The sequence below is a fragment of the Mesorhizobium sp. MC2-1-1 genome (assembly GCF_057597255.1).
The window spans coordinates 1,877,999-1,903,399 of sequence record NZ_CP195205.1; the positions used below are offsets into that span (position 1 = coordinate 1,877,999).

General features: G+C 63.9%; 23 protein-coding genes. 7 read left to right on the plus strand and 16 right to left on the minus strand.

Translation table 11 applies throughout. The features are described 5' to 3' along the window. Window positions 1-37: 37 nt before the first annotated feature. A complete protein-coding gene (locus tag ACR64R_RS09530) occupies window positions 38-1,183 on the plus strand; it encodes a GGDEF domain-containing protein (RefSeq protein WP_487361393.1) in 1,146 nt (381 codons plus the stop codon). 24 nt (window positions 1,184-1,207) lie between these two features. On the opposite strand, the gene ACR64R_RS09535 is transcribed toward ACR64R_RS09530, so the two are convergent. From ACR64R_RS09535 to urtA, 6 genes are all read right to left on the minus strand, one after another. Continuing rightward, window positions 1,208-1,384, minus strand: coding sequence for a hypothetical protein (locus ACR64R_RS09535; RefSeq protein ID WP_487361394.1), 177 nt, complete (start codon window positions 1,382-1,384; stop codon window positions 1,208-1,210). Between the two features lie 263 nt (window positions 1,385-1,647). Next, window positions 1,648-2,343 carry an urea ABC transporter ATP-binding subunit UrtE gene (gene urtE, locus ACR64R_RS09540; RefSeq protein ID WP_487361395.1) on the minus strand — a complete coding sequence of 232 codons (696 nt, stop codon included), beginning with the start codon at window positions 2,341-2,343 and terminating at the stop codon, window positions 1,648-1,650. Between the two features lie 70 nt (window positions 2,344-2,413). After that, on the minus strand, window positions 2,414-3,160 hold the full coding sequence (gene urtD / locus ACR64R_RS09545) for an urea ABC transporter ATP-binding protein UrtD (RefSeq protein WP_487361396.1): 747 nt from the start codon (window positions 3,158-3,160) through the stop codon (window positions 2,414-2,416). 7 nt (window positions 3,161-3,167) lie between these two features. After that, window positions 3,168-4,391, minus strand: a complete 1,224-nt coding sequence (urtC, locus tag ACR64R_RS09550; RefSeq protein ID WP_487361397.1) for an urea ABC transporter permease subunit UrtC — start codon at window positions 4,389-4,391, stop codon at window positions 3,168-3,170. Continuing rightward, window positions 4,388-6,004 carry an urea ABC transporter permease subunit UrtB gene (gene urtB / locus ACR64R_RS09555; protein ID WP_487361398.1) on the minus strand — a complete coding sequence of 539 codons (1,617 nt, stop codon included), beginning with the start codon at window positions 6,002-6,004 and terminating at the stop codon, window positions 4,388-4,390. The genes urtC and urtB overlap by 4 nt, the downstream gene beginning before the upstream one ends. A gap of 109 nt (window positions 6,005-6,113) precedes the next feature. Continuing rightward, the gene (urtA, locus tag ACR64R_RS09560) at window positions 6,114-7,424 is read right to left on the minus strand and encodes an urea ABC transporter substrate-binding protein (RefSeq protein WP_487361399.1); all 1,311 of its coding nucleotides are present in this window, start codon (window positions 7,422-7,424) and stop codon (window positions 6,114-6,116) included. A gap of 304 nt (window positions 7,425-7,728) precedes the next feature. Here urtA and ACR64R_RS09565 point away from each other — a divergent pair, with 304 nt between their 5' ends. Further along, window positions 7,729-8,115 carry a hypothetical protein gene (locus ACR64R_RS09565; RefSeq protein ID WP_487361400.1) on the plus strand — a complete coding sequence of 129 codons (387 nt, stop codon included), beginning with the start codon at window positions 7,729-7,731 and terminating at the stop codon, window positions 8,113-8,115. 124 nt (window positions 8,116-8,239) lie between these two features. Here ACR64R_RS09565 and ACR64R_RS09570 read toward each other — a convergent pair whose 3' ends face one another. After that, window positions 8,240-8,947: a purine-nucleoside phosphorylase gene (locus ACR64R_RS09570; protein ID WP_487361401.1), complete on the minus strand. Its 708-nt coding sequence runs from the start codon at window positions 8,945-8,947 to the stop codon at window positions 8,240-8,242. A 146-nt stretch (window positions 8,948-9,093) separates the two neighbouring features. Further along, window positions 9,094-11,679, minus strand: a complete 2,586-nt coding sequence (gene cckA / locus ACR64R_RS09575) for a cell cycle histidine kinase CckA (protein WP_487361402.1) — start codon at window positions 11,677-11,679, stop codon at window positions 9,094-9,096. Window positions 11,680-11,889: 210 nt separating this feature from the next. Here cckA and ACR64R_RS09580 point away from each other — a divergent pair, with 210 nt between their 5' ends. Further along, entirely contained in the window at window positions 11,890-12,606 is a 717-nt protein-coding gene (locus tag ACR64R_RS09580; protein ID WP_487361403.1) for a hypothetical protein, read from the plus strand. Window positions 12,607-12,732: 126 nt separating this feature from the next. Here ACR64R_RS09580 and dksA read toward each other — a convergent pair whose 3' ends face one another. After that, window positions 12,733-13,149 (minus strand): RNA polymerase-binding protein DksA, encoded by a 417-nt coding sequence (gene dksA, locus ACR64R_RS09585; RefSeq protein WP_040972254.1) that lies wholly within the window; start codon window positions 13,147-13,149, stop codon window positions 12,733-12,735. A 247-nt stretch (window positions 13,150-13,396) separates the two neighbouring features. Between dksA and ACR64R_RS09590 the strand changes: the two genes are divergently transcribed. From ACR64R_RS09590 to ACR64R_RS09605, 4 genes are all read left to right on the plus strand, one after another. After that, window positions 13,397-13,900: a SixA phosphatase family protein gene (locus ACR64R_RS09590; RefSeq protein ID WP_487361404.1), complete on the plus strand. Its 504-nt coding sequence runs from the start codon at window positions 13,397-13,399 to the stop codon at window positions 13,898-13,900. A 62-nt stretch (window positions 13,901-13,962) separates the two neighbouring features. Continuing rightward, a complete protein-coding gene (locus ACR64R_RS09595; protein WP_487361405.1) occupies window positions 13,963-15,435 on the plus strand; it encodes a YcjX family GTP-binding protein in 1,473 nt (490 codons plus the stop codon). Then, the gene (locus ACR64R_RS09600; protein ID WP_487361406.1) at window positions 15,432-16,514 is read left to right on the plus strand and encodes a YcjF family protein; all 1,083 of its coding nucleotides are present in this window, start codon (window positions 15,432-15,434) and stop codon (window positions 16,512-16,514) included. The genes ACR64R_RS09595 and ACR64R_RS09600 overlap by 4 nt, the downstream gene beginning before the upstream one ends. Window positions 16,515-16,613: 99 nt before the next feature. Beyond that, entirely contained in the window at window positions 16,614-17,168 is a 555-nt protein-coding gene (locus ACR64R_RS09605) for a hypothetical protein (protein WP_487361407.1), read from the plus strand. Window positions 17,169-17,213: 45 nt separating this feature from the next. On the opposite strand, the gene ACR64R_RS09610 is transcribed toward ACR64R_RS09605, so the two are convergent. The 7 genes from ACR64R_RS09610 to ACR64R_RS09640 are packed head-to-tail and all read right to left on the minus strand — an operon-like array spanning window position 17,214 to window position 25,323. Next, window positions 17,214-18,215, minus strand: coding sequence for an ABC transporter ATP-binding protein (locus ACR64R_RS09610; protein WP_487361408.1), 1,002 nt, complete (start codon window positions 18,213-18,215; stop codon window positions 17,214-17,216). Next, entirely contained in the window at window positions 18,212-19,171 is a 960-nt protein-coding gene (locus ACR64R_RS09615) for an ABC transporter ATP-binding protein (RefSeq protein WP_487361409.1), read from the minus strand. The genes ACR64R_RS09610 and ACR64R_RS09615 overlap by 4 nt, the downstream gene beginning before the upstream one ends. After that, window positions 19,168-20,139 carry an ABC transporter permease gene (locus ACR64R_RS09620; protein ID WP_487361410.1) on the minus strand — a complete coding sequence of 324 codons (972 nt, stop codon included), beginning with the start codon at window positions 20,137-20,139 and terminating at the stop codon, window positions 19,168-19,170. The genes ACR64R_RS09615 and ACR64R_RS09620 overlap by 4 nt, the downstream gene beginning before the upstream one ends. Next, window positions 20,136-21,134 (minus strand): ABC transporter permease, encoded by a 999-nt coding sequence (locus ACR64R_RS09625; RefSeq protein ID WP_487362405.1) that lies wholly within the window; start codon window positions 21,132-21,134, stop codon window positions 20,136-20,138. Before ACR64R_RS09625 ends, ACR64R_RS09620 begins: the two co-directional genes overlap by 4 nt. Window positions 21,135-21,186: 52 nt before the next feature. After that, the gene (locus ACR64R_RS09630) at window positions 21,187-22,848 is read right to left on the minus strand and encodes an ABC transporter substrate-binding protein (protein WP_487361411.1); all 1,662 of its coding nucleotides are present in this window, start codon (window positions 22,846-22,848) and stop codon (window positions 21,187-21,189) included. A gap of 16 nt (window positions 22,849-22,864) precedes the next feature. Then, window positions 22,865-23,770 carry a proline iminopeptidase-family hydrolase gene (locus tag ACR64R_RS09635; RefSeq protein ID WP_487362406.1) on the minus strand — a complete coding sequence of 302 codons (906 nt, stop codon included), beginning with the start codon at window positions 23,768-23,770 and terminating at the stop codon, window positions 22,865-22,867. 38 nt (window positions 23,771-23,808) lie between these two features. Beyond that, the gene (locus ACR64R_RS09640) at window positions 23,809-25,323 is read right to left on the minus strand and encodes a leucyl aminopeptidase (RefSeq protein WP_487361412.1); all 1,515 of its coding nucleotides are present in this window, start codon (window positions 25,321-25,323) and stop codon (window positions 23,809-23,811) included. Window positions 25,324-25,401: the final 78 nt, after the last annotated feature.

Sequence of the window (25,401 nt, forward strand, 5' to 3'; positions counted from 1 at the left end):
TCAGGTTGCATAAACCAGGCGCCGGCAAGGACGATGCATGCTGCTTGACTACAACTCACTGCTTCTGGCCGTCGGCTTTTCCGCCGCTTGCCTCAGCCTGACGCTGTTCGGCACCTGGCTGGCCGCGCGTTCCGACAGGTTCCTGCTGACCTGGGCGGTAAGCGTGCTGGTCGTGGTGCTCGAAGTCTTTGCCTATGACGCCTATATCCAGGAGCCAGGAACTGCGCTTGGAGTGGTGACGCTGGCGGTGCTGCTGCTGGGCTTCTCGGTAATGCTTGGCGCCGCCTATCAATTCAGGACAAGACGCTCGCCCCTGCCGCTTATCGCGCTCGGTGCTGGCGTTTCCTATGCGCTGGCGCTCCCACCGATGGCGCTCGGTTATGACGGCTTGGGCTTCATGCTTGAGAACGCCCTGGCCGCGCTGATCCTGTTTGGCACCGCGTACGAATATTGGCGGGGCCGCGCGGAAGCGCCCGTCCACCTCATCGGCGTGGCACTGCTCTATTCACTGACCGCGGCATCCTTCGTGCTTTGCGCGGCCGTGCTGGCATGGGACGGCAAGCTTGTCCTCGGCCATGCGCCTGGCAACTGGGCGGAGGATCTCAGCCTCGTTATCGTCATTGCGTCCATGACGGGTATCGGCGCGTTGTCCCTGGCGCTCAACCAGGGCCGGCTCGCCCGCCACCACCAGCGCGAAGCGCAGACCGATGGCTTGACCGGCCTTCTCAACCGTCGCGCTTTGTTCGACCTGCATGGCAAGACGCCCGTCAATGCTTTCACGGCGGTGGTGGTGTTCGACCTTGACGGCTTCAAGGCGATCAACGATCAGTTCGGCCATGCCACTGGCGACGAGGTGTTGAAGGTCTTCGCCGAAGTGCTCTCCGCCGGTCAGCGCCCAAGCGACTCCATCGCCCGCATGGGCGGCGAGGAATTCGCCATGGTGCTGAGGCGCACCTTGCCCGAGACGGCTGGAGCAGCGGCCGAACGCGTCAGGGCTGCGTTCGCCGCGCGCACGATCGAAACCGAGATCGGGCCGTTGTCCTGCACGGTCAGCGCCGGCTTTGCCTTCGGCAGCGCCGAAGGCATGACCTTCGACAAAGTGCTCAGCGCCGCTGACAAGGCGCTCTATGCCGCCAAGCGCGGCGGCCGCAATCGCGTCCTGGATTTCCGCCTCGCCGGGTGACCTTTTCGGGCCGGCTACTCCCTCTCAGTGGCGAGCGATCACCTCGTTGAAGGCGTCGAGATCGACATAGAAGACCTTGGTCATTTCGCCGATCAGATCATCCTCGTCATAGCCTTGCGACATCAGGATGTTGATCGCCGTCATGATATCGACGCGCTCCGTGAGGCGCCGCTTCTGATAGTCCTCGACAAAACGTTCCATCGCCGTCCCCTGGCAAGAATCTTCTTGGACGCATTGACCGACAATCACTGCGGGGAAGGCTAGGCGGGCTTGCTTGCGTGGAACTTGCGGGCGGTGTCCGCGCCTTCCCCCTCATTCGCGACTGATACGGAAAGCGGCCGACTCACCAAGGCCAAGAAAAGACTAGCATGCAGTATTCGGCGCACCACAGTCGGGCGAAGCCGGCAGAGAGAAATATCGGGCTTGCTGTCGCTTCGCGATGTCAGCGAAGTAAGGCAATGATTCTACACTGTCAGGAACTTCCGCACATCCGCCCGGTCGAGGTCCTCGGCGGGGCCAGTGTGCACGATCTGGCCGCGATCCATGATGTTGACCTCGTCGGCAAGCTCCCGGCAGAAATCGAGATACTGCTCGACAAGAAGCACTGCGATCCCCGCCTGGTCGCGCAGATAGCGGATTGCGCGGCCGATATCCTTGATGATCGAAGGCTGTATCCCTTCGGTCGGTTCGTCGAGCACCAGGAGCTTCGGCCGCATCACCAGTGCGCGGCCGATCGCGAGTTGCTGCTGCTGGCCGCCGGAAAGGTCGCCGCCGCGGCGCGACAGCATCTGTTTCAGCACCGGAAACAGTTCGAAGACATGGGCTGGAATGTTGCGGTCGGCGCGCCTCAGCGGCGCGAAACCGGATTCCAGGTTCTCGCGCACCGACAGCAGCGGGAAGACCTCCCTGCCCTGCGGCACGAATGCGATGCCCGACCGGGCGCGGTCATACGCCGCGCTCCGGTCGAGCGCCTTCCCCTCGAAGGCAACGCTTCCGCTCGTCAGCCGGTGGTGGCCGACGATGGATCTCATCAAACTGGTCTTGCCGACGCCGTTGCGGCCGAGGACGCAGGTGATCTTGCCGGCATCTGCCTTCAGCGAAACGCCGCGCAATGCCTGGGCGGCGCCGTAGTGAAGCGTGGCATCGCGGACCTCAAGCATGGTCAGCCCCTTCTCCAGCGCTTCAGGAAGGCGAAATCGAAACGGTGGAAAGGAACCCGCCAGACCATGCTCAGCGCCCCAGATAGACTTCGACGACGCGCTGGTCGGAAGAGACGAAATCGAGCGTGCCTTCCGACAGCACCGAGCCCTCATGCAGGCAGGTGACCTTGACATCGAGCTCGCGCACGAAATGCATATCGTGCTCGACGACCACCACCGAATGGTCGCGGGCGATGTCCTTGAGCAGGCGCGCGGTCTCCTCTGTTTCGGCGTCGGTCATCCCGGCGACAGGCTCGTCGACCAGAAGCAGCTTTGGATCCTGCGCGAGCAACATGCCGATCTCCAGCCATTGCTTCTGGCCATGGCTGAGATTGGCGGCAAGCTCGCCGCGCTTGTCGCCCAGGCGGATGATGCCGAGTATATCGTCGATACGCCGCGCCTCGGCCGCGGAGCGGCGATGGAACAGCGCCGGGAAGATCGAGCGCGGCCCCTTCAGCGCCAGCATGATATTGTCCTCGACGCTGTGGCTCTCGAAGACGGTCGGCTTCTGGAATTTGCGGCCGATGCCCATCATGGCGATCTCGGCCTCGTCATGCCGTGTCAGGTCGACCTGGCCGTCGAAGAACACCTCGCCCTCGTCGGGCCGTGTCTTGCCGGTGACGATGTCCATCATCGTCGTCTTGCCGGCGCCGTTGGGGCCGATGATCGCGCGCATCTCGCCCTTGTCGAGCACCAGCGACAGGTTGTTGATGGCGCGGAAACCGTCGAAGGAAACAGAGACGCCGTCGAGATAGAGGATGGTGTTCGACTTGCTCATGATCCGCTCACTCCGCCGGCTGCGGCTCGGGCCCGGAAGCCGACCAGGCGCCCGGCGTCCTCGCCGCCGAGCGCACGATCTTCGGCTCCGGCGCCTGGGGATCGGCACCGGCTTCCGCGGCGAGCGAGGCCGCGCGCAGCGACTTGGCCTTGCCGCGCCAGCCATCCCACATGCCGACGATCCCCTTGGGCAGCAAAAGCGTGACGGCGACGAACAGCCCGCCAAGCGCGAACAGCCAGAATTCCGGCAACACGCCGGTGAACCAGGATTTGCCGGCATTGACCAGCAGCGCGCCGATGATCGGGCCGACAATGGTGCCGCGCCCGCCTACCGCGGTCCAGATCACCACCTCGATCGAATTTGCCGGATCGAATTCGCCGGGATTGATGATGCCGACCTGCGGCACATAGAGCGCCCCGGCGATGCCGGCCATGATTGCCGAGACCGTGAAGGCGAAGAGCTTGACGTTCTCGGCCCGCCAGCCGAGGAAGCGCGTGCGGCTCTCCGCGTCACGCACCGCCATCAGCAGCTTGCCGTATTTGGATCGCACGATCGCCGCTGTGACGGAGACGGCTAGCGCGAGCGTGATGGCGCTCGCCGCGAACAGCGCCGAGCGCGTTGCGTCCGCCTGCACGCCGAAGCCGAGAATGTCCTTGAAATCGGTCAGGCCGTTGTTGCCGCCAAAACCCATGTCGTTTCGGAAGAAGGCGAGCAGCAGCGCATAAGTCATCGCCTGGGTGATGATCGACAGATAGACGCCCGTGACCCGGCTGCGGAAGGCGAACCAGCCGAAGATGAAAGCAAGCAGCCCGGGCACGGCGAGCACCATCAGCGCCGCGAACCAGAAATGGTCGAAGCCGTGCCAGAACCAAGGCAATTCCTTATAGTTCAGGAACACCATGAAGTCCGGCAGGATCGGATTGCCGTAGACGCCGCGCGAGCCGATCTGGCGCATCAAATACATGCCCATTGCATAACCGCCTAGCGCGAAGAAGGCGCCGTGGCCGAGCGAAAGGATGCCGCAATAGCCCCAGACAAGGTCGAGCGCGAGCGCCAACAGCGCGTAGCAGAGATACTTGCCGACCAGCGCCACGATATAGGGCGGGATATAGAATGTGCTTTGCGGCGGCACCGCGAGGTTGAGCAGCGGCACGATGACGGCGGCCGCGAGCAGGGCGAGGATCGTAAGGGCGATGCGGCGGTCGGCACCGAAGAAGCGTTGCGTGATCATGCCTCCACCGCCCTGCCCTTCAGCGCGAACAGGCCGCGCGGGCGCTTCTGGATGAACAGGATGATCAATAACAGCACGACGATCTTGCCGAGCACGGCGCCGGCATAGGGCTCGAGGAACTTATTGACGATGCCGAGCGAGAATGCGCCGACCAGCGTGCCCCAAAGATTGCCGACTCCGCCGAAGACCACGACCATGAAGCTGTCGATGATGTAGCCGCGGCCGAGATTGGGCGACACATTGTCGATCTGGCTCAGCGCCACCCCGGCGATGCCCGCAATGCCGGAGCCCAAAGCAAAGGTCATGGCGTCGACCCAGGGCGTCCTGATCCCCATCGAGGCGGCCATGCGGCGGTTGGCGGTCACGGCGCGCATCTGCAGCCCCCAGGGCGTGCGCTTCATGACGTATAACAGCACCGCGAAAACGGCGAGCGCGAAGACCAGGATCCACAGCCGGTTCCAGGTGATCGCGAGCTGGCCGATATCGAACGAGCCGGACATCCAGGACGGGTTGCCCACCTCCTTGTTGGTCGGCCCGAAGATGGTCCGCACTGCCTGCTGCAGGATCAGTGAAACGCCCCAGGTGGCCAGAAGCGTTTCCAGCGGCCGGCCATAAAGGAAACGAATGATGCCGCGTTCAATCGCCAGCCCGACAAGCGCTGAGACGAGGAAGGCAAGCGGCAGCGCGATCACCAGCGACCAGTCGAACAGGCCCGGGAACGATGTGCGGATCACCTGCTGGACGACGAAGGTGGTGTAGGCGCCGAGCATCACCATCTCGCCATGCGCCATGTTGATGACGCCCATGACGCCGAAGGTGATGGCCAGCCCGATCGCGGCCAGCAGAAGCACCGATCCGAGCGAGATGCCGTACCAGATGTTCTGCCCGGCGTCCCACAGCGCCAGCGTCGAGTTGATGCGGCCGATAGAGGCCGACGCCGCGTCCTTGACCGCGCCCTGCGCGTTGGCCTCGACGGAGGTGAGCAGCGAAAGCGCGTCGCGGTCGCCCCGCGCGCCGATCACGCCGATAGCAGCGAGCTTGTCGGCCTCCGGCTTGTCGGAAACCAGTATGGAAGCGCCACGCGCCTGCTCCAGCAAAGCCTTGACGCTCGCGACGGTTTCACTGGCGATCGCTGCGTCGAGTGGCTCGATGTTGGCCGCATCAGGTGTCTTGAACATAGTGTCGGCGGCGGCGATGCGGACAGTCGGATCCTTGGAACCAAGCGTCAACGTACCCAATGCATCGCGGATGGTGCGGCGCAAGGTGTTGTTGGCGCCAATCTGGGTTAAGTCATCTGCGGAAGCCTCGCCCGCTGCCTCGCCGCTCAGCGGGTCGAAAAGCTGGATGCTGTCGCTCCCTTCCTTGCCGACAAACACCATCGAGTCGGCGGCGCGAACGTAAAGATTGCCTTCCGCCAATGCAGCAAGCGGCCGTTCGACAGCCGGATCGCCTGTGGCCGTCAACTCGCGAACGACTGTTCCCGTCTCGGAAAAGTCCGTTACTGTCGCGAATTTAGCGATGATGGCACGCAGGTCGGCTTCCCCAGCGCCCGAGGACGACAGCGTCGTCAGCAGGAACAAAAGCGTGAGTCCGATCGCACGGAAGATCTTCATCGGTGTATTTGGCGACCCTTGAGGGTTTAATGGGCGTCCGGACGGTGGAGGAAACCGTCCGGACGCGCGCGGTCTTGGGCATGGACCTGAACGTCCAGCCCGGGGAGGATCAGTTCGTGCCCTTGCCGCCGCACTTGCCGGTTTTGACGTTGAAGTTGCCGCAGCTGAGCGGCGCGCGCCAATCGGAAATCAGGTCCTTGGAGTCGGGCAGGTAGTCGGACCATTCGTCGCCCATCACCAGGCCCGGCGTCTTCGAAACCGTTTGGAACTGGCCATTGGCCTGGATTTCACCGATCAGCACCGGCTTGGTGATGTGGTGGTTGGGCATCATCGTCGAATAGCCGCCGGTCAGGTTCGGCACCGAAACGCCGACCATGGCGTCGATGACCTTGTCCGGATCGGTGGTGCCGGCCTTTTCAACCGCCTTCACCCACATGTTGAAGCCGATATAGTGGGCTTCCATGGGGTCGTTGGTGGTGCGCTTGTTGTTCTTGATGAACTTGTGCCAGTCGGCGATGAACTTCTTGTTCTCAGGCGTGCTGACGCTCTCGAAATAGTTCCACGCGGCGAGATGGCCGACCAGCGGCTTGGTGTCGAGGCCGGCCAGTTCTTCCTCGCCGACCGAGAAGGCCATGACCGGGATATCCTCGGCCTTGATGCCCTGGTTGCCGAGTTCCTTGTAGAAGGGCACGTTGGCATCGCCGTTGACGGTGGAGACCACCGCCGTCTTCTTGCCGGCCGAACCGAATTTCTTGATCGCCGAGACCTCGGTCTGCCAGTCGGAGAAGCCGAACGGCGTGTAGTTGACCATGATGTCCTCGGCCGGCACGCCCTTTGCCTTCAGATACGCCTCAAGGATCTTGTTCGTGGTGCGCGGATAGACGTAGTCGGTGCCTTCGAGCACCCAGCGCTTCACCGAGCCGCCATCGGCGCTCATCAGATAGTCGACGGCCGGAATTGCCTGCTGGTTCGGAGCCGCGCCCGTATAGAAGACGTTGCGCTCGCTCTCCTCGCCCTCGTACTGGACCGGGTAGAACAGGATGTTGTCGAGTTCCGAGAACACCGGCAGCACCGATTTGCGGGACACCGAAGTCCAGCAGCCGAACACGGCCGCAACCTTGTCCTTTGAGATCAGCTCGCGCGCCTTCTCCGCGAAGAGCGGCCAGTTGGACGCCGGGTCGACGACCACGGCTTCCAGTTTCTTGCCGAGCAGCCCGCCCTTGGCGTTCTGCTCGTCGATCAGCATCAGCATGACGTCCTTCAGCGTCGTCTCCGAAATCGCCATGGTCCCCGACAGCGAATGGAGAATGCCGACCTTGATCGTGTCTTCGGCCGCCTTGGCGGAAGCCGACGCCAGCAAGCCGGCTGCGACGACGCCGGCGGACAGGATTTTTGTTATTCTCGCGAAATTTCCCCTCATATACACACTCCCAAGCTGGTTGTTTTGCACCGCGATATAAGCTGTGCAAACGACGTGCCAGACAGGAATGCTCGCGACGGATTTTCAAGATAATGCTGGGATTACAGCCGGTTATCCCCTAGCCCGAACATTGTTCGATCTGCTCCAGTGCGATCGAACTGAGAAAACTTTACGCAAAGCTGCCTAGATTTTGCACAAACTGAAAAAATGCACTAAATTTCATCATAAGGTCATGGCTGCCTGATCGGCGCTGTTGCAGGGCAAAGGCAAAATGAGGCAAGGTCGGTGCAAAACGAGCGATGCCATGGCCCTGCGGACGATCCTGATTTTCCTGCTCCTCCTGTCCGCCGTCGGCGGAGCGCGAGCCGATTTCTCCGACGGCAGGCTCCCTGACGGCGTCTATCGCTGTGAGGTCTACCTGCTGGGCCAGTTCATCAACCTCGGCGACATCACCATCAAGGGCAACGTCTATAGCGGTCCGGTGACCTTCGGCACATCAGGAGCCTACAACTACCAGATGAACGCCAATGGCGAGATCAGCTGGCTTGGCCCGCTCGGCGGCTACAGCAGCGGCGGCAATTCGATCTCGATGACCCAGGCGACTTTGGACGACCCCAGCGGTCCATCCTTCGACATCATCATGAAGCAGCAGGACGGCGCCTTCACGGCCTCGACCTGCACCAGAAAATAGTCCCGCATAACGACCAGGAGATCGCGGACGTCCCGACCTATGTGCGCAACAGTTGGAGCAACGCCGCTCCGGCGGTTTCGGCCGATGACGTCGCCGCCATGCGCAAGCATTTGACGCATTAGCGTCAGCGTGCCGTGGCAACCTCCAGTGCCAGCCGCGTCATGTCGATGAAAAGCGCCTGGCGCTCCGAATAGGCGGTCTGCTCCCCGGTGACGACATGATCGACCACGGTGAGCAGCGACAAGGCCCGCGCGCCGAAATGCGCCGAAATGCGATAGAGCGCGCTGGTCTCCATATCGACCGCCAGAGCGCCGAGTGCCATTGCCTCGTCGAACCGCGCGCGGCCGTCCGGGTGGTGGAACACGTCGCTGCAGACCGTCGGACCCGCGCTGCATGCAATGCCTAGATCCGCAGCGCGTTGCAGCGCCAGCGCCTGGAGCGCCTGATCCGGTCCCGCCGGCCGGTAAAGCCCGAACACCTCCCCGCTGATCGCTCCCTCGGCACGTACGGCGCTCGAAATCACGACGCTCCGCAGCGGAACGTCTTTTGACAGTGCGCCGCACGTGCCGGTTCGCACCAGCGTCTTCACGCCGTGACAGTCGAGCAGCTCGTGTGCGTAGATCAGAAACGATGAGACGCCGATGCCGGTTGCCTGGATGCTGACCGGCTTGCCCCTGAAGAAGCCCGTGAAGCCCAGCGCGCCCCTTCGGCGGTTGACGCAGCGCGGCGTCTCGAGAAAACTTTCCGCCATCCACTGCGCGCGCTCGGGGTCGCCCGGCAACAACACCGTTTCGGCGTAATTCCCCCTCTCCGCCTCGATATGCGGCGTCACGCCCTACCACCCCCATGATAGACCCATCCGGTCGCCATCATGACAGCGTGGCCGCAATGCGCAAGCGCTGGCATACCCGAGCATGATCCCGCAAAGTGGGAACCGGCTTTCGGGTAGGATCATGCTTATCCAAAGAGCCAGGTGGTCTAGGACTCCAGCACGTCCTTGACGATCGTCGCCAGTTGCTTGAGCGAGAACGGTTTCGGCAGGAAGCCGAAATGCGCGTCCGCTGGCAGGTTCTTTGCGAAAGCGTCCTCGGCATAGCCCGAAACGAACACGAACTTGATGTCCGGTTGGCGTTTGCGCAATTCGCCAAGCAAAGTCGGCCCATCCATCTCCGGCATGACCACGTCCGACACGACGATATCGACCTTGCCACCGAGCGCCTCGAACACTTCCAGCGCCTCTACGCCCGATGACGCCTCGTGAACGGTATAACCGCGCGAGGTCAGCGCCCTGATGCCACCCATGCGCACCGCGTCTTCGTCCTCGACCAGAAGCACGGTGGCCGAGCCGGAAAGATCCTTCGCGGTGTCGACCGGCTTGACCGGGGCCGCCCCCGCCGTAGCCGGCGCTTCGCCAGGCTCGGCCTGCTTCTTCACCTCGGCGATGTGGCGCGGCAGGAAGATACGGAACACCGTCCCCTTCCCGACTTCGGAATCGCAGAAGATGAAGCCGCCGGTCTGCTTGATGATGCCGTACACCATCGACAGGCCGAGGCCGGTGCCCTTGCCGACTTCCTTGGTCGTGAAGAACGGCTCGAAGATCTTCTTCAGCACGTCGGGCGCGATGCCGCTGCCGGTGTCCTCGACGTCGACAAGCACATAGTCGGCCGGCGTCAGTTCGCGATAGGCGAAGGATTTGCATTCGTCTGCCGTGACGTTGCGGGTGCGCACGGTGAGATCGCCGCCGCCCGGCATGGCGTCGCGCGCATTGACGGCAAGATTGACCACCACCTGCTCGAACTGGCCGATATCGACCTTGACCGGCCACAGGTCACGGCCGTGGTCGATCTTCAGCTTGATGTCGTTGCCCACAAGGCGGGCGAGCAGCATCCTGAGATCGGCCAGAACGTCGGTCAGGTTGAGCACCTCCGGCCTCAGCGTCTGCTTGCGCGAGAACGCCAGCAACTGCCGCACGAGTGAAGCTGCCCGGTTGGCGTTCTGCTTGATGTTCATGATGTCGGGGAAGGACGGGTCCGACGGTCGGTGGTTGGTCAACAGAAGGTCGGACGCCATGATGATGGCGGTGAGCACATTGTTGAAGTCATGTGCGATACCGCCGGCGAGCTGGCCGACCGCCTGCATCTTCTGGCTCTGCGCCATCTGCCCCTCGAGCGCCTTTTGCTCGGTGGTCTCGACCGCGTAGACGATCGCCGATTCCTCGGCGCCCTCGCCGCCCGCGCTGTCGGCGACGGCGTTGACGTAGAAGCGGATGTGGCGCTCCTCATTACCCGGCAGCAGGGAGTCGATCGGCTCGATATTGGCCTGCCGCTGCCGGGCTTTCTCGAAGGCCGCCGCGAAGGCTGGCCGGTCCCGTTCGTGGACGACGGTCTCGAACCGCACCCGCCGGTCGACAGCATCGCGGTCGACCACCGACGAAAAGAGCTGCAGGAACGGCGCGTTGGTGCGCAGGATGCGACCGTTCGCGTCGACTCCGGCAATGGCCATCGGCGTCGAATTGAAGAAGCGGGTGAAGCGCACCTCGGAGGCCCTGAGCTCCGCCGAAGCGTCCTCGCCTTGGGTGCGATTGAGCACGATCGTGCGCGTCGGCCCGTTCACGCCTTCGCGGCTTGCCGATACCCGGTGCATGAAGCGCACCGGCAGCGCCTGGCCGCTCATGGTGGTCAGGTCGAGGTCGATGACGGCGTTACGGGTGGTGCCTGGATCCGCCTTGACCGAGCGGACCAGCGCCATGCCGTCGCCGGCGATGATTTCCGGCAGCGTGATTGCGCCCGGCGTGAAGGAGGCGAGGTCGATGCCCAGCCATTCGGCGAGCGTGGCGTTGATATAGGTGACGCGCCCCTCCTGGTCAGCCGAGAAGAAGCCCGCCGGCGCGTGGTCGAGATGGTCGATGGCTTTCTGCAGGTCGAGGAAGAAGCGCTCCTGCTCCGCCCTCTCCTGGGAAATGTCGGCGACCTGCCAGGCCAGCATCGGCAGCCTTTGCCCGGGCATGCTGAAAGCGCGGGCTCGGGCGCGGTACCAGCGCGCGCCGGGTTCGGCGCCAGGCTTGATCGATTGGGCCAGCCGGAACTCGCCGTCGCCAGGCTGGCCGTCGCGGAGGCCCGACGCCAGCCGGTAGATCGTCATCGAGGCTTCGGGAACATCCGACAGCAGTCCCTCGACCGTCTTGAGATCGGCGGCCGAGGCAGCCCCCGTCATGTCGGCATAGGCGCGGTTGGCGTAAACGATGCGACCCTTGGTGTCGGTGACCAGAAGACCTTGCGACATCGAATCCACGAAGGCTTTTGACAGTTCGTCGCTCGTGGAACGCGGCGCGATCTGCACGAAGCCGATCGCGGTCGCGAACAGGAAGCCGACGCCGATCATGGCCAGCACGCCGAGCATGCCGAGCAGGAAAGGATCGCCCAGGCGCTCGCGGAACAGTCCGAAGACGATCGCGGCGCCGGTCAGCACGACGATGAAGACAACAAGCCTGGTGACGGCGCCCGGACGCGTGTTCTGGTCGACGATCGGTACCGGATAGAAATCGCCGCGCGCTTCCTTGGCCATGTTCCCCCTGCTTGTGATTCCGGTGTCCGACAGGCGCGGACGGCCGGTTGAATCACATTCTCCTGTAACGGAAAAGGCCCCGGCGGCAAATGTCCGATAAAATCAGCGATTCATGTTTTCAAACTGTTCACGGGGCGTGAAGTGAACTTGCGGCGGGCCGTCGCCGCGGTCTAGTGTCGCCTCACCTCGAAAAGGCGATTGGGTGCACCGATGCTGCAGTGGCTGGATAGCGTGGCGGGTCCGGGTTATGTCGCTGCAATCCTGTGGACGTTCGCGGCGCTTATTTTGCTTGTCGTCGTCCTGCTTGTGATCAAGGTTGTGCGCAACCTGACCTTCGGCACCTTCGTGGCCGGCGGGAGGAACCGCAAGACGCGCCTCGCGGTCATGGACGCCACCGCCGTCGACAGCCATCGAAGGCTGGTGCTGGTGCGACGCGACGATATCGAGCACCTGATCCTGATCGGCGGACCGACCGATGTCGTGGTCGAGCGCGACATCCGGCTGGCGGCGCCTCGCCGACCGGCGCTGACGGGCGACAGCGGCCAGCAACAGGCAGGTGCCGCACCGCGCCCACGCGCGCCGCAACCGGCGCCTGTGCCCGCGACGGCGAGGCAGGCGCCCCCGCCTGCCACCCAGCCCGCGGCCACGGCGCGGCCACACGCGCCGGCGCCCGTGCCCAAGCCGATGGCGCCGAGCCCGTCGGCAGCGAAGGTGATGCCGCTGCCGGCCTACGGGGCGGCGAACGGCAGCGCCAGGCACGCCCAGCCGTCCTCAAACGACTCCATCGACGACACGCTGATGCACGAACTCGAGACCTCTCTCGACGACCAGCATGCCCAGCCGCCGATCAGTAAACCGGCGGCCAAGCCTTCGCTCGACGACGAGATGACCAAGCTTCTTGGCGAACTGGGCAGCCACAAGCGCTGACCGAGCGCATGGCCTTCCCGCGCGAACGTGTCTGTTCGGCACCCTGACATCGAAGAATGGTTACAAAAAACGAAATGGCCGGAAACCCGGCCACTTTCGAAATTCGCTGCCCTTCCGGTTCTCGCGTCAGTCGTCGCGATAAACCTTCTCGCGGCGCTCGTGACGCTCCTGTGCCTCGATCGACAGCGTCGCGATCGGACGCGCGTCGAGCCGCTTCAGCGCGATCGGTTCCCCGGTCTCCTCGCAATAGCCGTAGGTGCCTTCGTCTATGCGCTGGAGCGCGGAGTCGATTTTGGAAATAAGCTTGCGCTGGCGATCGCGGGCGCGCAATTCGATGGCGCGGTCTGTTTCGGAGGAGGCGCGATCGGCGAGGTCGGGATGATTGGCGTTTTCCTGCTGGAGGATTTCAAGGGTTTCGCGCGCTTCGCGCAGAATGTCGTTCTTCCAAGTTATAAGTTTCTGGCGGAAGTACGATTTCTGCCGTTCATTCATGAACGGCTCGTCTTCGGAGGGTACGTAATCGGCGGTAACGATATCGTTCATTCGACTCACCCAACAACCCCAAATTTGGCGCCTATATATTCGGGGACAAGAGCCTGCACAAGCGCTATCGGCGACAGTTTCACGCAATTGTTAGTCTCGCTTCGTCCCTGCGCCGGGCGACGTTGCTGCAACGGTGGAAGGCGAATTCGCACATGATTCGCCAGGGTTGCTGGCGCCGGCCATTGTGCAGGATATCGTTCTGGTGACTAATCGCACTCTGTCGCGAGGCAGCACTACGGGGGTCCGGTTGAGCAGACTTTATATATTGCGGCATGCCAAAGCCGGCTGGGCGCTTCCCGGCATGCGTGACTTCGACCGCCCGCTCGATGAATCGGGCATGGCCGATGCCGAAGCGATCGGAGAGGCCATGCGGTCCCGCAACTATGTGCCGGACGTCACCCTCTGCTCCAACGCCAAGCGAGCCCGCCAGACGCTGGAAGGCCTGGCTGGGCGCACCGACACGGGCCGGGTCCTGTTCTTCGACACGCTCTATAGCGAGGACGCGGCCGGCTATCTCGACATCATCCGCAGGAATGGCGACGCCGACCGGCTCCTGGTGATCGGCCACAATCCCATGACCGAGGATCTGGCCATGGCGGTATCGGGCGACGGGGATGAGACGGCGCGCGGGATGCTGAACCACGGTTTTCCAACCTCCGGACTCGCCGTTGTGCGCTTTCCCGGCAATCTCGCCGAGGCGGCGCAAGGCAAGGGCTATCTCGAAGCCTTTCTCACGCCTGCCGACCTCTGAGGCCATTTCAAACCCGCGGCCCAACGCCTATATCGGGCTCTGACGCGCAACCAGAGGCAGATTTGGCATCATCGCTGACCACCTTCACCGACGAGGCGAGGATTGCGCTCGACACGCTGTCGGGCCGAGCCGCCGGGCTCTTCTCCCCGTCGTTGCGTCTAGGCGTTACCGGCCTTTCCCGCGCCGGCAAGACAGTTTTCATCTCCGCCCTCGTCCACAACCTCATCCACGGCGGACGCCTGCCGCTGTTCGAGGCGCAGAAATCCGGCCGCATCGCCAGGGCCTTTCTTGAGCAACAACCGGACGACGCCGTTCCGCGCTTCCAGTATGAAGACCACGTCGCAGCGTTGGTCAACGACCGCGTATGGCCGGATTCCACGCGCGCCATCTCCGAACTCAGGCTCACCATCGAATACGAGTCGGCGTCCGGCTGGAACCGGTTGTTTTCGGCCGGAAGACTATCCGTCGACATCGTCGATTATCCCGGCGAATGGCTGCTCGACCTGCCGTTGCTCGGCAAATCCTACTTCGATTTTTCGCGCGAGGCGGTCGAACTGGCAGCCCTGCCCGTCCGTTTCGACCTGTCGCAGGCCTGGCGCGAGTTGGCCTCCGCCGTCGATCCCGATGCCGACGCCGACGAGATGACGGCGCGGCGGCTGGCCGAAAGCTTCGCCGCCTATCTCAAGGCATGCAAGCTCGACGATCGGGCGCTATCGACCCTGCCGCCCGGCCGTTTCCTGATGCCGGGCGACCTCGAAGGTTCGCCGGCGCTCACCTTCGCGCCTCTGATGACGCTCTCGCAGGGGCGGCCGCGATCCGGATCGCTGCAGGCGATGATGGAGCGCCGCTACGAGGCCTACAGGACGCATGTCGTCAAACCGTTTTTTCGCGAGCACATCACCCGCCTCGACCGCCAGATCGTGCTTATTGACGCCATGCAGGCGCTCAATGCCGGCCCTGCCGCCATGGCCGACCTCGAGCGCGCCGTGACCGAAATCCTGTCCTGCTTCAGGCCCGGACGCGGCAATTTCCTGACCGACTTCTTCGCGCGCCGCATCGACCGCATCCTGGTTGCCGCGACCAAGGCGGACCATCTGCACCACGAAAGCCATGACCGGCTGCAGGCGATCGTGCGCCGGCTGACCGACCGTGCGGTCGCACGCGCGAATTTCAGCGGCGCCGCCGTCGATGTCGTCGCAATGGCCGCGGTGCGCTCGACGCGCGAGGGCACGGTGAAGCAAGGCCGCGAGACGCTGCCGGTGATCATCGGCATCCCGCTGAAGGGCGAGAAGATCAACGGCGAGACATTCGACGAAAACACAGAAACCGCCATATTCCCGGGCGATTTGCCGGAAAAGGTGGATGCCGTGTTCGACGCCTCCGGATCGCCTCAGGACAATGCCGAACCGGCGATCCGCTTCGTGCGTTTCCGACCGCCCAAGCTCGAACGCACCGCCGAGGGCGTCACGCTGTCCTTGCCGCATATCCGGCTCGACCGCGCGCTGCAGTTCCTGATCGGAGACCATCTGGCATGACCGCGCCCCGCAAACCGGCGGCCTTCCGCATCGAGCCCGAGATGGAATTGCGGCCGCAAGCTCCGCAACGCCGCAGCGCCGGCGAACAGCCGGCACGAAAGGCCCGCGCCGTCGGGACGGATATGCCGGTGGTCATCCCCTCGGAAATCGACGTCTTCGACGAGTCGGATATCGAGGCCGCTCCCCCGCCGTCGGCGACGGCGCCGCGAAAGCGCTCGCTGCTTGCCCGATTGTTCTTCGGCGCCGTCGGCGCGCTGGTCTCGCTGGCCATCGGCCTGTGGACGGACCAGCTCATCCGGGACCTGTTCGCCCGCGCCGACTGGTTGGGCTGGCTGGCGGTCGGCATGGCGGCAATCGCGCTTTTGTCGCTGTTCGTCATCCTCATCCGCGAATTTCTCGCCATCGCCCGCCTCGCCGAAGTCGAAAAGATGCAGAAGCGGGCTTTGGATGCGGTAGCCCGCGACGACCCGAAGGCTGCGCGCGCTCTGGTCGATGAGCTCTCAGCTTTCGTCGCCGCTAAGCCAGAAACCGCGGCCGGCCGGCGCTCGCTCGCCGAATTGCGCGGCGAGATCATCGACGGCGCCAATCTGGTCAGGCTGGCCGAGACCGAGATCCTGTCGCCGCTCGACGCCCGCGCCAAGGTCATGATCCTGGAAGCGGCGAAGCGCGTTTCCCTGATAACGGCGGTCAGCCCCCGCGCGCTGGTCGACATCGCCTATGTCGTGTTCGAGGCCGGGCGCCTGATCCGGCGGCTCTCCGAGCTCTACGGCGGCCGGCCCGGCACGCTCGGCTTCTTCCGGCTGGCGCGCGGCGTGCTCGCGCATCTGGCGGTGACCGGTTCGATCGCGGTGGGCGACAGTTTCGTCCAGCAGATCGTCGGCCATGGGCTTGCCGCGAAACTCTCGGCAAAGCTCGGCGAAGGCGTGGTCAATGGCATGATGACCGCGCGCATCGGCATCGCGGCGATGGAAACAGCCCGCCCCTTGCCGTTCATCGCAGTGAAGCGCCCGGGCCTCGGCGATTTCCTCTCGGCGCTGACCTCTTTTGCATCGCGCAAGGACGGCCAGGCGGACCAGTAGGGTAAACGCGAAAAGCGCTTCAAGTGACGAAGCATTAACCAATCTTCTCCATGGTCACTCAGGTCCCAAGTAAAGACTCTGTCGTGCCGGGTGTCGTCCATGAGAAGCGTAATTCTGTCCTGCGTGCTGCCCATGACTGTTGCGATTGCCGCGCCGCTCGGCCTCGCCGAAAGGGCTTTTGGCGCGGAGCCCGACAAGCAGTTCTTCCGTTCGGTCGAAGGCAGATGGATCGGCCCCGGCGAGATCATCGCGGGCAAGTACAAGGGCACCAAATTCACCTGCGATTTCAATGGCTCCACGCCCGCCAGCCAGCTCGGCATGACACTTGACGGCGGCTGCAGGGTGGGCGTGTTCACGCAGAAGATGTCGGCCAGCGTCGAGCGCAAGGGTCGCGACGGTTACAGGGGCACCTTCATGGGCGGCTCGACCGAAAGCGGCATGGACATTGTCGGCGGCAATGTCGTTGACGCCCAGAAGGTCGTCTTCACTATCAACCGCAAGCAGTTGAACGGCGTCATGCAGGCGCGTGTCCCCGACGGCAATTCGATGACCGTGACGGTCGCAGTGCGCGTCAACAATCAGCTGGTGCCGGTCATCGGCATGAGCCTGAAGCGGGTCGACTCGGTGGAAGTCGGCGCCATCGCCAAGAACTGATACGGCGCGGCCCGTCAGCCGCGCTCGCTGCTCGCAAAGGGCGGCTCAAGTCAAGATCGGGAAGTGGCAGGCCACTTTGCGGCCTGGACGATGTTCCTTCAGCTCCGGCCGCTCCGAGCGACAGCGATCAGCCGCGATCGGGCATCGCGGGTGGAAGCGGCACCCGGACGGAGGCTTCAGCGGGCTCGGCACGTCGCCGGTGAGGATGATGCGCTTGCGCGCGCCCGCAGGTGTCGTCTCGACGACCGGAACGGCCGAGATCAACGCCTGGCTGTAAGGGTGGGCAGGCGTCGCGAAGACCTCTTCCGCCGGCCCTTCCTCGACGATCGAGCCGAGATACATGACCGCGATGCGGGTCGAGACCTGGCGCACCACCGAAAGGTCGTGGGCGATGAAGATATAGGTGAGCTTCAGCTTCTCCTGCAGGTCGGCGAGCAGGTTGACGATCTGGGCCTGCACCGACACATCCAGCGCGGAGACAGGCTCGTCCAGCACGACAAGGTCGGGGTTCAACGCTATCGCCCGCGCGATGCCGACGCGCTGGCGCTGGCCGCCCGAAAATTCATGCGGATAGCGCATCACGTGGTCCGGCAGCAATCCGACCAGCTCGAACAGTTCCGCCACGCGAGCGGTGATCTCGCGTGCCGAAAGCTTGCCGTGGATGCGCAGCGGCTCGGCCACGAGATCACCGACGCGCCGGCGCGGATTGAGCGAGGCCGAGGGGTCCTGGAAGACCATTTGCAGGCGCCGCCGCAGCGGCCTGAGCTCGGACAGGGACTTCGAGGTGATGTCGTCGCCCTCGAACAGAAGCTTGCCGTCGGTGATGTCGTACAGCCGAACCAGGCAGCGCGCCAGCGTGGACTTGCCGCATCCGGATTCGCCGACCAGCCCGACCGTCTCGCCGCGCCACACGCTCAGCGAGACATTGTCGACCGCATGGACGATCCGCCTGCCCTGCGCGGAAAAGCGGCTGCCGATCGAGAACCGCTTTGCCAGAGAACGCGTCTCGAGGATCGGGCGATCTGAAACAGTCGACGGCTCGCTCATGCCTGCGCCACCCGAAAGCATGCGGCGGCATGCGCATCGCTGCCGAGACCCGGCCTACCCGCCTCGCAAGGTTCATAGCGGACGGGGCAGCGCGGGCCGAAGGCGCAGCCTTGCGGCAGCCTGAGCAAGGATGGCGGCGAACCGGGAATGGCCGGCAGACGGCGCGGCTTTTGGCCGGTCAACGGCGGGATAGAGCCAAGCAGCGCGCGCGTATAGGGGTGTCGCGGATCGGAAAACAGCTCCGTGCGGGTGCCGCGTTCCACCACGCGGCCGGCATACATGACCATGACGCGGTCGGCGAGTTCGGACACCACGCCCATGTCATGCGTGATGAAGACCACGGCCGACTTATGCTTGGCCCGCAATTTGCGGACAAGGTCGAGAATGCCGGCCTGCACGGTGACGTCGAGCGCGGTGGTCGGCTCGTCGGCCACCAGTAGCGCCGGATCGCAGGACAAGGCCATGGCGATCACGGCCCGCTGCCGCATGCCGCCGGAAAGCTGGTGTGGATAGCGCGACATCGCCTCATGCGGATTGGGGAAATTCACCTCCGACAGCAACTCCTCGACGCGCGCCATGGCCTTGGCTTTGCTGACGCTGCGATGCGCCCGGATCTGCTCGGCGATCTGCCAGCCGATCGTGTAGACCGGCGTCAGCGCCGTCATCGGATCCTGGAAGATCATCGCGATCTCGTTGCCGCGCAGGCGCCTCAGCTCGCGCGGCGGCAACCCGACCAATTCGCGGCCCTTGTAGCGGATCGAGCCTTCGATTGTGGCGTTCGGGTCGGTGATGAGGCCCATCACGGCGAGCAGAGAGACCGTCTTGCCGGAGCCGGATTCGCCAACGACGCCGAGAATTTCGCTTTCCTCGAGGTCGAAGGAAACGCCGTCGATGGCGCGCACTGGCCCGTCATGGGTGCGAAAGGACACTTTTAGATCGCGCACCGTCAGTATCATGATGCCCTCAGCCGCGGATCGAGCAGGATGTAGACGAAATCGACGACCGCATTGGCAATCACCACGAACATCGACGCATACATGACCGTCGCCATGATCATCGGCAGATCCAGGTTCTGCAACGCGTCATAAGTGAGCTTGCCGATGCCGTGCAGGCCGAACACGACTTCGGTCAGCAGCGCCGAGCCGCCGACCAAGGCGCCGAAGTCGAGCCCGAAAAGGGTGACGAAGGCGATCAGCGACGTGCGCAGCGCATGGCGAAACAGGATACGGGTCTCCGACAGGCCCTTGGCGCGCGCCGTGCGTATATAATCCTCCTGCATGGATTCGATGATGGCCGCGCGCAGCACCCGCCCGTAGATGCCGATATAGAGGATGGCCAGCGTGATCCATGGGATGACCAGCGTCAGGAACCAGCCTTTCGGATCGTCGGAAAAGTTCTTGTAGCCCAGCGGCGGCACCCAGGAGAACGCCCAGCTGTCGTGGTACCGGCTCTGGGTGATCAGGTTCATCACCTCGCCCAGCCAGTAGACAGGCATCGAAATGCCAAGCAGGCCGAGCGCCATCAGAAGCTTGTCCAGCCAGCTGTCGCGGGTAGCCGCGGCGACGATGCCGATGATGACCGAGACGACGACCCACAGGAACGCCGCCCCGAACACCAGCGAAAGCGTGACGGGGATCGAATCCATGACGGCCGGCACCACCTTCCAGCCGCGGTTGACGAAGGAGGTCAGGTCGCCGGTAACGAATATCTTCTCCATCATGCGCGTGTATTGCACATAAAGCGGTTGGTCGAAGCCGAAGCTGTGGCGCACCGCCGCCAGCACTTCCGGCGAGGCGTTGCGGCCGGCAATACGAGCGGCCGGATCAGCGCCGGGCGTGGCGAAGAAGATCAGGAACACGATGACCGAGATGCCGAACATCACGAACAGCATCTGGCCGAAACGGCGAAGGATGGCGTAGATCATAAGTCGCGCCCCAGCCGAACCTTGGAACGCGGGTCGAGCGCATCGCGCAGACCGTCGCCGAAGACATTGAGCGCCATGACGGAAACGGCAATGGCGAGGCCAGGCACCAGCGCCACCAGCGGCCTCGTATAGAGCAGCGCCTGCCCGTCCTGGATGATGGTGCCCCAGCTGGCAGCGGGAGGCTGCACGCCGATCGACAGGAACGAGAGCGCCGATTCCGTCAGCATGTTCAGCGCCATCATGAGCGGCACGAAGACGATGAGCGTGGTGGTGATGTTGGGCAGGATGTCGCGCCACAGGATGCGCCAGCCCGGCACGCCCAGATTGATCGCGGCGAGCACGAACTCGCTGTGGCGCAGGGCAAGGACCTGCCCGCGGATCGGCCGAGCGACATAGGGTATATAAACGATACCTATGATGATGATCGGCAGCCATAGGCTGCCCGATTGGATCTCGATCGGGCCGATCGCGATGCCTTGGGCGATGGTGACGATGGAAAGCGAGATCGCCAGGAGATAGATCGGGAACGCCCACAGCACGTCGAGCAAGCGCGACAGCACCGTGTCGGTGATGCCGCCGAAATAGCCGGCGATCAATCCGGCCATCGTACCGAAGATCAGCGTGAAGATGGTGGCCGCGCCGGAGATCAGAAGCGAGTTGAGCCCGCCATAAAGCAACCTTGCCATGACGTCGCGGCCCTGGCTGTCGGCGCCGAGGAAATAGTTGCCGAGCCGCCAGGTTGGACCGATCGGCGTGTAGCCCAGCCCCAGCCCCTCGGTCGACTGTTCCATCACCGCGACGTCGGCGCCGTCGATCTGGATGACGGCGTCGAGCGTCGAGGCGAACGGGTCCGTGCCGGCCCACTTCGCGTAAAATGGCGCGCTCAAACAGGCGAGAACGATGACGAGGAAGACGGCCAGGGACGCCATGGCGGCCCTGTCCGTTGCCAGCTTCGCAAACGCGACGGCCCAGGGCCCTCGCGCCTTGCGCGGCATGGCGGAGACTTGGCTGGACACTATATGTGCCTTCCGCGGTTCGTTACTGCACTCACTGCACCCAGGATTGGGTGATAATCCAGTTGAACTGCGGGTTGAACTTGAAATTGCCGATGCGCTTGCTGACGAAATCAAGCCGCTTCGGCGTAAAGAGACCAACCGCCGGCGCCTTGTCGGTCACCTGCTTGTCGATCGCCGCCCACAATTTGTCGGCCGCCTTCTGATCGTTCACGCCGAGGTCCAGCGCCTTCTGCATCTGGGCGTCGATATCCTTGTCGCAGAAGCCCGAGATGTTGATCGAGGCGTCAGAGCCCTCGCGATACGAAGCGCAGCTGAACAGGATGTTCAGGAAGTCCGACGCTGCAGGATAGTCCTTGTACCACTGGGTGACGGACATCTGCACTTTGTTGTTGGTGTTCTGGATATAGGTGAACTGCAGGTTGGACGAGATCGGCTTGACGTCGGCGACGTAGCCGATGCTGGTCAGCACGCTCTGCAGATAGACGCCGATCGAGCGAGAGATGGCCGTGTCCTCGACGATGATGGTGACCTTCTGGCCCTTGGTGCCCGATTCCTCGACGAGCTGCTTTGCCTTGTCGACATCCGGAGCAGACCATTTCGCGCCAGGGTTCTTGGTGAAGGGGCAATAGTCCTCGTGTCCGGGGAAATCCGGCGGCAGGACCTGACAGACCGGCGAGGCAAGCACTTTGCCGCCGAACAGCTTGACCAGCGTGTTGCGGTCGACCGCGTAGGCGACAGCCTGGCGGGCCTTTTCATTGTCGAACGGAGCCATGCGGGTGTTCAGCGGCGCGTACCACCAGGCCGAAAGCGGCGAGATGTGCAGCTGGTCCATGGACTTGCTGCCGAGTTCGCCGAGGCGGTCGCTGGGCAGCGCATCGAACATCCAGTCCGCCTCGCCGTTCTGGATCGCCGTCACCGCCGCCTCTTCCGACAGGCCGAAATCATACTGCACGACATCCGGATAGCCGTCCGGCTGGGCTTCCTCGCTCCACTGCTTGAAATTGGGATTGCGGGAAACGGTCATGCCCTTGTTGGGATCGAAGGCCGAGATCATGTAGGGGCCCGTGCTGGGGATCGGCTTGGAGCCCATGTCTTCGGTCGGCGTGTCGGCCGGCAGGATCACGGCGTGCGGCAAGGCAAGCTTGTAGAGAATCTCCGCGTCCGGCTTGGTGAGATTGAGGGTGATGGTGCCGGCCGCCTCGTCGGCCACGACACCGCCTTCCAGCGTGCAGCTCTTGGTGTCGGCCAGGCATTTGTCGGCGCCGACAATGCCTGCGTAGAACGTGCCCGAAGTCGGGCCTGACACCTTGAAGATGCGCTGGAAGGAGGCGACGACGTCCTTCACGCCGAGGTCCTGGCCGCTGGAGAACTTGATACCCTTGCGCAACTTGAAGGTGAAAGTCTTGCCGTCATTGCTGACCGCAGGCAGCGCCTCGGCCAGGTCGGGAACGATCGAAAATCCATCGACGCCCTCGGCCTTGCGGAAGGCGACGAGGCCGTCATAGATCGGCTGGTACATCTGCCAGCCCTGGTCGGTGTAGTTGATGTGCGGATCGAGCGTCCCGGCCGCCGATCGGGCTAGAAGCCGGATGGTGCCTCCTCGATGCTCCTTGAGATATTCAGCCTGCGCAGGTGCCAGCCACGAGCCGGCCAGCAATGAAGCGGCCGAGGCCGCCAAAAGCAGTTTCTTCATGTCTTCTTTCCCCTTTTCAGTTGTCGTTGTGGTCCAGGAAGTCTCCAACCACCCGCATGCAAAGATCCTGCTCCTCGACATGCGGCATGTGGCTGGACTGCTCGAATATCTCCCACCGCGATCCCTTGATGCCGTCCTTGAAGGGCTGCACGGTCGCGGGTGTGGCTTCGTCGTAGCGGCCGGAGATGAGAAGCGTGGGAACCTCGATGGCCGACAACCGGTCGACGACGCTCCAGCTCTTCAGCGTGCCGATGACGTGGAACTCATTCGGGCCGTTCATCACATTGTAGACAGTCGGATTGCGCGCGATCTGGGCGAACGTCTCGGTTACCTCGGGCGGGAACGGCACGACCCGACAGACGTGCCGTTCGTAGAACCGCATCGTCGCTTCCTGGTAGGCCGGATCGTCGGTCGTGCCGGCCTGTTCGTGCTTCGCCAGCGTTTCCCGAACGAGCTCGGGCAGATCGGCGCGCAGCCGGTTGGCCTCCGCGACCCAGAGCTTCATGGAAGCCGGCGAATTGGCGATGGTCAGCGACTTCAGCCCCCTCGGCCCGGTCACGCCGTATTCGGCGCCCAGCATGCCGCCCCAACTCTGACCGAGCACATGGAAGCCGCCGCGGATGCCGAGATGGTCGACAAGGTTTTCCAGCTCATCGATGAAGAGCTGGGGCGTCCAGAAATCGGCGCCCTTCTCAGGCAACAAGGTGGAGTTGCCGCAACCCAGTTGGTCGTAGTGGATGACGGCGCGGCCGCCCCGGGCGAGAAGCTTGTAGGCATCGACGTAATTATGCGCGGCGCCGGGCCCGCCATGCAGGATCACCACCGGCGCCTTGCCGGCATCGAGCTCGCCGCTGATCCGATACCAGGTCTCATAGCCGCCGAAGCCGGCCCGGCCTTCCTTGCTGACGATCTCGGACGGCATCGCGGTTCCCTGTTCGGTCGAAGACATCTCGTTGCCGCCTAGTTCGCCGCCCTGCCGGACTGCACCCACTCTTCCAGCATCTGCACACCGAAGGCCGTGGCGCCTTCCCTGCCAAGAGGCCGATCCCTGTCAGCCAGTTCCTTGCCGGCAATATCGAGATGCACCCAGGGACGGTCTTCGGTGAAATTGCGCAGGAAGGCCGCGGCATAGGGGGCGTCGCCGTCTTCCATGTCCTTGGCGTGATGCCGGATATCGGCAAAGGGCGATTGCAGCCCCTCGTCATAGGCCCGGTCGAGCGGCAACTGCCAGAATCGCTCGCCGACCTTCTCCCCGGCCGCGATCATGCGCGAGGCGATGGTGTCGTCGGTGCTGAAAAGACCGGCGAACACCGATCCAAGGCCGCGCATTACCGAATAAGTCAGCGTGGCCAGGTCGACGATCACCGACGGATTGAAGCGCGAAGCGGCGTAATAGAGGCAGTCGGCCAGGATGAGCCGGCCTTCCGCATCGGTGTCGAACACTTCCACCGTCTGACCAGACGCCGTCGTGATGATGTCGCGCGGCTTGAGCGCGGTGCCGGACGGCATATTCTCGGCAATGCCGAGCACGCCGACGGCATGCACTGGGCTGCCTTGCCGGGCGAGCGCGATCAACAGGCCGACCACGGCGGCCGCGCCGCCCATGTCGGCCTTCATGTCGAACATCTGCTCGCCGCGCTTGATGCACAGGCCCCCGGAATCGAAGCAGACACCCTTGCCGACAAAGGCCAGAGGTTGCGCCGGAGAGCCCTTGCCGCGATAGCGCAGGACAGCGACGCGCGGCGGCCGCACCGAACCCGAGCCGACGGCCAGGATAGCGTTCATGCCGAGCTCGTTCAGCCGCGCCGTATCGAGGACCTCAATATCGATGCCGGCCTCGCGCAGCGGCTCCAGATGATCATGGAAATTGTCGGGGTGGAGATGGTTCGGCGGGAGGTTGACCAGCGTTCGCGCATATTCGACGCCGTCGGCGATGGCGTTTATCCGCGTCAGCGCCGCTTTCAGATCCGGACCGGCCGCGCCTATCAATTGTACCCGCAACGTCCGGTCGGCACCGGCGCCTTGCCGCCGGTTGCGCATGTCGAAACGATAGCGCCGCAGGCGCATGCCGAGCGCGACGCGCGCCAGGATTTCCGCCGCGGGCAGGTCGACGCCGGCGATGGGATCCAGCACCAGCGTGGCGGCGCATTCGCCCTTGCCTTCCAGATGCGCGGCAAGCAGACCGCCGGCGCGCGTCAGGGACAGCGTGGTCACGGCGTCGGCCTTGCCGAGCGCCAGCACCACCACGCGCCGGGCCGGCGCGGCCGCAGGGGCGATGACGTCGATGCAGTCACCCGATTGCGAAAGGGCGGCCGGGCCGGTGCAGGCTCGGGACATAATCCCTCCCATATCAGCATCGAGCGCCGCTGCCCGAGGGCCGAAACCGTTCTCAGCGATTTGCAGGATCACGACGACGGAGGTTTCCCGAGAAATCTCGTCCGCCACTTCAAACACCGGCACTGGCGACTGAGGCATAAAGCTCGTTCTCCCATTTACGGGGCGGCTCCTGCCAGGTCGGCAAACCTCTCCCGCCACCGGTGGAAACCGGTGAGG

Excerpts from the sequence above, each read along its gene's own strand:
- ACR64R_RS09530 (WP_487361393.1), top strand. The coding sequence starts at position 38 with ATGCTGCTTGACTACAACTCACTGCTTCTGGCCGTCGGCTTTTCCGCC.
- ACR64R_RS09535 (WP_487361394.1), bottom strand. The coding sequence starts at position 1,384 with ATGGAACGTTTTGTCGAGGACTATCAGAAGCGGCGCCTCACGGAGCGC.
- urtE (WP_487361395.1), bottom strand. The coding sequence starts at position 2,343 with ATGCTTGAGGTCCGCGATGCCACGCTTCACTACGGCGCCGCCCAGGCA.
- urtD (WP_487361396.1), bottom strand. The coding sequence starts at position 3,160 with ATGAGCAAGTCGAACACCATCCTCTATCTCGACGGCGTCTCTGTTTCC.
- urtC (WP_487361397.1), bottom strand. The coding sequence starts at position 4,391 with ATGATCACGCAACGCTTCTTCGGTGCCGACCGCCGCATCGCCCTTACG.
- urtB (WP_487361398.1), bottom strand. The coding sequence starts at position 6,004 with ATGAAGATCTTCCGTGCGATCGGACTCACGCTTTTGTTCCTGCTGACG.
- urtA (WP_487361399.1), bottom strand. The coding sequence starts at position 7,424 with ATGAGGGGAAATTTCGCGAGAATAACAAAAATCCTGTCCGCCGGCGTC.
- ACR64R_RS09565 (WP_487361400.1), top strand. The coding sequence starts at position 7,729 with ATGGCCCTGCGGACGATCCTGATTTTCCTGCTCCTCCTGTCCGCCGTC.
- cckA (WP_487361402.1), bottom strand. The coding sequence starts at position 11,679 with ATGGCCAAGGAAGCGCGCGGCGATTTCTATCCGGTACCGATCGTCGAC.
- ACR64R_RS09580 (WP_487361403.1), top strand. The coding sequence starts at position 11,890 with ATGCTGCAGTGGCTGGATAGCGTGGCGGGTCCGGGTTATGTCGCTGCA.
- dksA (WP_040972254.1), bottom strand. The coding sequence starts at position 13,149 with ATGAACGATATCGTTACCGCCGATTACGTACCCTCCGAAGACGAGCCG.
- ACR64R_RS09600 (WP_487361406.1), top strand. The coding sequence starts at position 15,432 with ATGACCGCGCCCCGCAAACCGGCGGCCTTCCGCATCGAGCCCGAGATG.
- ACR64R_RS09605 (WP_487361407.1), top strand. The coding sequence starts at position 16,614 with ATGAGAAGCGTAATTCTGTCCTGCGTGCTGCCCATGACTGTTGCGATT.
- ACR64R_RS09610 (WP_487361408.1), bottom strand. The coding sequence starts at position 18,215 with ATGAGCGAGCCGTCGACTGTTTCAGATCGCCCGATCCTCGAGACGCGT.
- ACR64R_RS09615 (WP_487361409.1), bottom strand. The coding sequence starts at position 19,171 with ATGATACTGACGGTGCGCGATCTAAAAGTGTCCTTTCGCACCCATGAC.
- ACR64R_RS09620 (WP_487361410.1), bottom strand. The coding sequence starts at position 20,139 with ATGATCTACGCCATCCTTCGCCGTTTCGGCCAGATGCTGTTCGTGATG.
- ACR64R_RS09625 (WP_487362405.1), bottom strand. The coding sequence starts at position 21,134 with ATGCCGCGCAAGGCGCGAGGGCCCTGGGCCGTCGCGTTTGCGAAGCTG.
- ACR64R_RS09630 (WP_487361411.1), bottom strand. The coding sequence starts at position 22,848 with ATGAAGAAACTGCTTTTGGCGGCCTCGGCCGCTTCATTGCTGGCCGGC.
- ACR64R_RS09635 (WP_487362406.1), bottom strand. The coding sequence starts at position 23,770 with ATGCCGTCCGAGATCGTCAGCAAGGAAGGCCGGGCCGGCTTCGGCGGC.
- ACR64R_RS09640 (WP_487361412.1), bottom strand. The coding sequence starts at position 25,323 with ATGCCTCAGTCGCCAGTGCCGGTGTTTGAAGTGGCGGACGAGATTTCT.